This is a genomic window from Kitasatospora sp. NPDC029312 (assembly GCF_055569215.1).
Window position 1 is genome coordinate 70,492 of sequence record NZ_JBVHXY010000039.1, and the last position, 6,634, is coordinate 77,125.

Annotated in this window: 5 protein-coding genes; 2 read left to right on the top strand and 3 right to left on the bottom strand. The window is 73.6% G+C overall.

Going from position 1 to position 6,634, the window contains the following annotated elements; genetic code table 11:
- On the bottom strand, positions 1–1,258 hold a 1,258-nt coding region (locus ACZ4WV_RS27355), incomplete at its 3' end, for a DPP IV N-terminal domain-containing protein (protein WP_465751165.1).
- A gap of 79 nt (positions 1,259–1,337) precedes the next feature.
- Here ACZ4WV_RS27355 and ACZ4WV_RS27360 point away from each other — a divergent pair.
- Positions 1,338–2,513, top strand: a complete 1,176-nt coding sequence (locus ACZ4WV_RS27360; RefSeq protein ID WP_465751167.1) for an aminotransferase class V-fold PLP-dependent enzyme — start codon at positions 1,338–1,340, stop codon at positions 2,511–2,513.
- A 71-nt stretch (positions 2,514–2,584) separates the two neighbouring features.
- Here ACZ4WV_RS27360 and ACZ4WV_RS27365 read toward each other — a convergent pair whose 3' ends face one another.
- Together ACZ4WV_RS27365 and ACZ4WV_RS27370 are read right to left on the bottom strand one after the other, a co-directional pair.
- Positions 2,585–2,980, bottom strand: coding sequence for an ArsR/SmtB family transcription factor (locus tag ACZ4WV_RS27365; protein ID WP_465751169.1), 396 nt, complete (start codon positions 2,978–2,980; stop codon positions 2,585–2,587).
- A gap of 35 nt (positions 2,981–3,015) precedes the next feature.
- The gene (locus ACZ4WV_RS27370) at positions 3,016–3,390 is read right to left on the bottom strand and encodes a hypothetical protein (RefSeq protein ID WP_465751170.1); all 375 of its coding nucleotides are present in this window, start codon (positions 3,388–3,390) and stop codon (positions 3,016–3,018) included.
- A gap of 255 nt (positions 3,391–3,645) precedes the next feature.
- Here ACZ4WV_RS27370 and ACZ4WV_RS27375 point away from each other — a divergent pair, with 255 nt between their 5' ends.
- Entirely contained in the window at positions 3,646–6,501 is a 2,856-nt protein-coding gene (locus ACZ4WV_RS27375; protein ID WP_465751179.1) for a DEAD/DEAH box helicase, read from the top strand.
- Positions 6,502–6,634: the final 133 nt, after the last annotated feature.

The window sequence follows — 6,634 nt, forward strand, 5'->3', positions numbered from 1 at the left end:
GATGTGGCGGGGGGGTTGGGGGGGGGGGGGGGGGGGCAGCAGGGGGTGGGGGGGGGGGGGGGGGGGCGCCCCCCCCCCCCCCGCCGCTGCTGAGGAGTTCGGGCGCGCCGCCGTCCGGGTCGACCAGGTGGACGTACTGGTCGGCCGGGTCGCCCTGGCCGGTCTCGCAGAGCAGTCGCCCGTCGTAGCGTCCGACCACCCGGCGGATCTGCAGCCCGGCGGTGTCCAGCGGCTTGCCGTCCAGGGCGAGGCCGCGGGCCTGCGGGGTGTCGTGGACGGTGAGCAGGCGGCCGTCGGGCAGCCGGGCGGGGGTGCCGGGCAGCTCGTCCACCCAGAACGCGTCGGTGGTGCGGGAGAGTTCACGGGTCTCGCCGGTGGACGGGTCGGCGGAGAGCAGCAGCACGTTCTGTTGCAGCCGGTCGGCGACGGTGAGCAGCACTTCGTCGTCGGAGGCCCAGGAGGCGGCGCACAGGTACGGGAACTCCGTCGCGTCCCACCGCAGTTCGACCCGGGGGCCGTCGAGGCCGAGCACCCAGACCTGGACGTCCGCGTTGGGCCCGCCTGCCTGCGGGTAGGCGAAGTCCTCGGCGGGCTCGCCGGGACGGGCCGGGTCGGCGAAGTAGCGCCGGGGGAGGGCGGATTCGTCCACCCGCGCGGCCAGCAGCGCGCCGCCGTCCGGACGCCACCAGTGGCCCCGGGCGCGGCCGAGTTCCTCGGCGGCGGCGAACTCGGCCACGCCCCAGCGCGCGCCGTCGGCGGGGGAGAGCGGCGTCGACTCCGGTGTGACGTAGAGGGCGTCGTCGGCGACGTAGGCGACGCGCCGGCCGCCGGCGTCCGGCCGGGGGTCGAACGCGGGCCCGGCGGTGGGCAGTTCGACGCTCGTGCCGGTGGCGGTGTCGGTGCGGAACAGCCGGCCGTCCAGGGTGAAGACGGCGGTGGCGAGGTCGGGAGTGGCCGCGTAGCCGCCGATCCCGGCGGCGACCAGCCGGGTACGCTCGCGCAACCGCCGCTCAGCGGTGGGCAGTTCGTCGCGTTCGCCGCTGCGGCCCGGGGCGAGCGCGGCCGGGTCGGCGACCAGGCGCTCGGTGCCGGTGGTGACGTCCAGCAGGTGGAGGCGGTCGACCGGATCCTCCGGACCGGTCGAGCGGAGCAGCAGCAGCCGGGTACCGTCCTCGGCGAGGGTGTACGCGCGCGGGGCGCCGTACCCCAACCGGCCGGTGCGGGCGCTGAGGGAGAGGAAGGCGTCGGTGATGGTCACGGCCCGATGGTGGTCGTGCGGGGAGCGACCCGGCCAGTAGTCTGCCGTGTGAAATGTCACACATCACGAGGAGGAGTCCGTGGCCGATGACCTCAGCATCCTCGAACCCCCGACCCCACTGACGTCCGCCGACGGCCTGTTCAGCCTGTCACCGGAGGCCGCGCACCTGAACCACGGCTCGTACGGGGCCGTGCCCGTCCCGGTGCAGCGGGAGCAGGAGCGGCTGCGGGCCGAACACGAGCTGGACCCGGACGGCTTCTTCGCCGACCTGCCCGACCGGATCGCCCGGGCCCGGACGCGGATCGGCGCCGAGCTGGGCACCGACCCGGACCGCCTGGCACTGGTCGCCAACGTCACCGAGGCGGTCGCGATCGCCCTCGACACCATCCCCCTCGCCCCCGGTGACCGGGTCCTGGTCACCGACCACGGCTACGGCGCCGTCAACCAGGCCGTCGCCCGCAAGGCCGCCGAGACCGGCGCGGAACTGGTGGTGGCCGAAGTCCCGCCGGACGCCCCCGACGAGGAGGCGGTACGGGAGGCGGTGCTCGCCGCGGTGGACGGCCGCACCACGGTGGCGGTGCTGGACCGGATCACCTCGCTCACCGCCCGCACGGTGGCCGCCCCGCGACTCGTCGCCGAGCTGCGCGAACGCGGCGTGACCACCGTGGTGGACGGCGCCCACGCGCCCGGCATGCTGCCCGCCCCGGTCGACCCGAACGCCGACTTCTGGTTCGGCAACCTGCACAAGTGGGCCTTCGCCCCGCGCGCCACCGGCGTGCTCGCCGTCCGGCCCGAGTGGACCGCGAGGGTCCGCCCGCTCGCGCTGTCCTGGGAGCACCACCGGGGATTCCCGGCCAACGTCGAATGGCGGGGCACCTGCGACTACACGCCGTGGCTGGCCGCCCCGGCCGGCTTCGAGCTGCTGCGCGGGCTCGGCCGGGAGGCGGTGGCCGGGCACAACGCCGCCCTCGCCGGGTACGGCCAGCGGGTGCTGGCCGAGCGCGCGGGCCTGCGGCCGCTGCCCGCCTCACCCGAGGTGTGGATGCGCACCGTGCGGCTGCCGGGGGGCCGCTTCGACACGGAGGCGGCGACCCGGGCGCTGGTGGCCGAGCTCTGGCGGCGGCACGGCATCCGGGCGACCGGCCGGCCGGGGCCCGACGGCGGCGGACTGCTGCGGGTGAGCGCCCAGTTGTACAACCGGGCGGCGGAGTACGAGCGGCTCGCGGACGCGCTGGTGGAGCTGTTCAGGGAGTAGCCGGGCGCCGCGCGGGGCCGGTCGGCGCGGGGCCGTGAGCCGTGAGCCGTAAGACTGTTCGCTGTGAGCCGTCACCCGGTGCCGGACCCGCCGACCGCCTCCGGCAACGGCTGTTCGCCGCCCGCCGCCCGCAGCTCCGCCAGCAGCAGGTTCCGGTCGGCGAGCAGCCCGGTGAGGATCCGCCGGGCTGCCCGCAGCAGGTCGGCGACGTCGCCGCCGGCCAGCGCGTAGACCACCGTGCTGCCCTCCCGGGTGGCGGTGATGATGCCCGACCGGCGCAGCACCGCGAGCTGCTGCGACAGGCTGGAGGGCTCGACCCCCAGCTCGGCGAGCAGGCCGCGGACCGGCGTCGGTCCGTCCTGGAGCAGCTCCAGGACGCGGATCCGGACGGGATGGCCGAGCATCCGGAAGAACTCGGCCTTGGCCTGGTAGAGCTCTCCCAGCCTGCGGCCGGGAGGTACCCCCATCGTCACGTGGCCCCCCTTCCCTGGTGTCGGTCGGTTCAGATCTCCAGCGAGACTTCGATCCGCTTGAGCTGGTGGCGGGCCATCGCGAGGTTGGCGCGGTTGCGGTTGAGCGCCAGGAAGAGGAACAGGCCGCGGCCGCCGGGCGTCGTGATCGGCCGGACCATGTGGTACTGGTGGGTCAGCGAGATCAGGATGTCCTCGATCTCGTTGTCGTGCAGGTTGAGCATCTCCATCGCGCGCATCTTGGCGCGGACCACGTCGGTGTTGCCGGCCGCGGCGACGTTGAGGTCCAGCTCGCCGCCGTCGCCGAGGCTGCCGAGGGCCATGCCGCTGCCGTAGTCGACCAGGGCGACGCCGATCGCGCCGTCGATGGCCATGGCCTCCTTGAGGGACGTCTCCAGGTTCGCCATCGTTGTTGTCCTCCCGTGAGTTGGTGGCTGTGGCTCACGAAGGTAGGCAGTGACCGGGGGATTCCACCGCGAATGACCGGAGACGTTCGAACCTGGCGCCCTCCGGATCACTTGAAGACATTTGCAACTATGGATCTGAGAGGGAAGTGATCCCGGGGGTCACGTCCGTGCCCGGAAAACGGTGCTATCGATGTCGGTCCACCCGGGTAACCTCTCGCTGAGATGCGAGATCACACCAATCACACCCGGACGGCGATGAACACCCCCGATCCAGAGCCCCAGGACGACCGGGAGCTCAGCCCCGCCGAGGCGTACGCGGCCAGCCGTCGCCGGGCCCAGGAGCAGGCCACCGCCCTGTACGGCTTCCAGCAGCTGTACGACTTCCCCCTGGACGACTTCCAGCTGGAGGCCTGCGAGGCCCTGGAGGCCGGCTCGGGCGTCCTGGTCGCCGCCCCCACCGGCTCCGGGAAGACCATCGTCGGTGAGTTCGCCGTGCACCTGGCCCTCCAGGCGGGCCGCAAGTGCTTCTACACCACGCCGATCAAGGCGCTGTCCAACCAGAAGTACGGCGACCTGGTCAAGCGCTACGGCGCCGCCAAGGTCGGGCTGCTCACCGGGGACAACACCGTCAACGGCGACGCCCCCGTGGTGGTGATGACCACCGAGGTGCTGCGCAACATGCTCTACGCGGGCTCCAGCACCCTCGACGGCCTCGGCTACGTCGTCATGGACGAGGTGCACTACCTCGCCGACCGCTTCCGCGGCGCCGTCTGGGAGGAGGTCATCATCCACCTCCCCGAGTCGGTCACCCTCGTCTCGCTCTCCGCGACCGTCTCGAACGCCGAGGAGTTCGGCGACTGGCTGGACACCGTCCGCGGCGGCACCAAGGTGATCGTCTCCGAGACCCGCCCGGTGCCGCTCTGGCAGCACGTGATGGCCGGCAACCGGATGTACGACCTGTTCGCCGACCCGGACCGCGACGGCCGCCCCAAGCACAACCTGAAGCACCCCGGCAAGGCCGTCAACCCCGAGCTGGTCCGGCTCGCCCGCTCCGAACTCGACCGCAACCCGCGCGACCGCTTCGGCCGCGGCAGGGGCCGCTCCATGCCCAACGGCCGCCCCGGCAAGGTCTGGACCCCAGGTCGGGTCGACGTCATCGACCGGCTCGACGCCGAGGGCCTGCTGCCCGCGATCACCTTCATCTTCAGCCGGGCCGGATGTGAGGCCGCCGTCCAGCAGTGCCTCAGCTCCGGGCTGCGGCTCAACAAGGACTCCGAGCGCGCCCAGGTCCGGGCGATCGTCGAGGAGCGCTGCGCCGACATCCCCGACGAGGACCTGCACGTCCTCGGCTACTTCGAGTGGCTGGACGGGCTGGAGCGCGGCATCGCCGCCCACCACGCCGGGATGCTGCCCCGGTTCAAGGAGGTCGTCGAGGAGCTCTTCGTGAAGGGCCTGGTCAAGGCCGTCTTCGCGACCGAGACCCTGGCGCTCGGCATCAACATGCCCGCCCGCTCGGTGGTCATGGAGAAGCTGGTCAAGTGGAACGGCGAGACCCACGCCGACATCACCCCCGGCGAGTACACCCAGCTCACCGGCCGGGCCGGGCGGCGCGGCATCGACATCGAGGGCCACGCCGTGGTGCTCTGGCAGCGCGGCCTCGACCCCGAGGCGCTGGCCGGCCTGGCGGGCACCCGCACCTACCCGCTCAAGTCCTCGTTCCGGCCCTCCTACAACATGGCGGTCAACCTCGTCGCCCAGTTCGGCCGGCACCGCTCCCGCGAACTGCTGGAGACCTCCTTCGCGCAGTTCCAGGCCGACCGCTCGGTGGTCGGCCTCGCCCGCCAGGTCCAGCGCAACGAGGAGGGCCTGGAGGGCTACCGCGAGTCCATGACCTGCCACCTCGGCGACTTCGGCGAGTACATGGACCTGCGCCGCCGGCTCAAGGACCGCGAGAACGAACTCGCCCGCGAGGGCACCAGCCAGCGGCGCGCGGCCGCCATCGAGTCCATCGAGCAGCTCAAGCCGGGCGACGTCATCCACGTCCCCACCGGCAAGTTCGCCGGCCTCGCCCTCGTCCTCGACCCCGGACTGCCGCCGGTCAGCCGCTCCGGCCGGGGCAGCACCCGCCACCCCGACTTCCAGGACGGCCCGCGCCCGGTGGTGCTCACCGCCGAGCGGCAGGTCAAGCGGCTCGCGATGATCGACTTCCCGCACCCGGTCGCCGCGATCGAACGCCTGCGCATCCCCAAGTCCTTCAACCCGCGCAGCCCGCAGTCCCGGCGCGACCTCGCCTCCGCCCTGCGCACCAAGGCCGGCCACCTGGAGCCCGACCGGTTCCGGCGCGGCCGCGCCGCCGCCGCCGACGATCCGGAGATCACCCGGCTGCGCACCGAACTGCGCCAGCACCCCTGCCACGGCTGCTCCGACCGCGAGGACCACGCCCGCTGGGCCGAGCGCTACCACCGGCTCCACCGCGACACCGAACTGCTGGAACGCCGGATGCGCTCCCGCACCCACACCATCGCCCGCACCTTCGACCGGGTCTGCGCCCTCCTCACCGACCTCGGCTACCTGCGCGGCGACACCGTCACCGACGACGGCAAGCGGCTCGGCCGGCTCTACGGTGAACTCGACCTGCTCGCCTCCGAGTGCATCCGCGAGGGCGTCTGGAGCGGCCTCGCCGCCGCCGAACTCGCCGCCTGCGCCTCGGCGCTGGTGTACGAGGCCCGCCAGTCCGACGACGCCGGCGCCCCCCGGGTGCCGGAGGGCGCGGCCAAGGAGGCGCTCGGCAAGATGGTCCGGATCTGGGGCCACCTCGACGCCCTTGAGGAGCAGCACCGGATCAACACCGCCGAGGGCGTCGGCCAGCGCGAACCCGACCTCGGCTTCGCCTGGGTCGCCTACCGCTGGGCACTCGGCCACAACCTCGACCAGGTCCTGCGCGACGCCGACATGCCGGCCGGCGACTTCGTCCGCTGGACCAAGCAACTGATCGACGTCCTCGGCCAGATCCAGGACGCCGCCGGCGAGGACGCCGACCTCCGCAGGACCGCCCGCAAGGCCGTCGACGGCCTCCGCCGCGGCATCATCGCCTACTCCTCCGTGGGCTGACCCCGCCGCTTCCTGGGGGGGGGGGGGGGGGGGGGGGGGGGTACCCCGGGAGAGGAGCGGGGGGGGGGGGGGGGGTAGGGGGGGGGGGGAAAAGGGGTCGGTGGGGGGAAGAAGGGGGGGGGGGGGGGGTCGG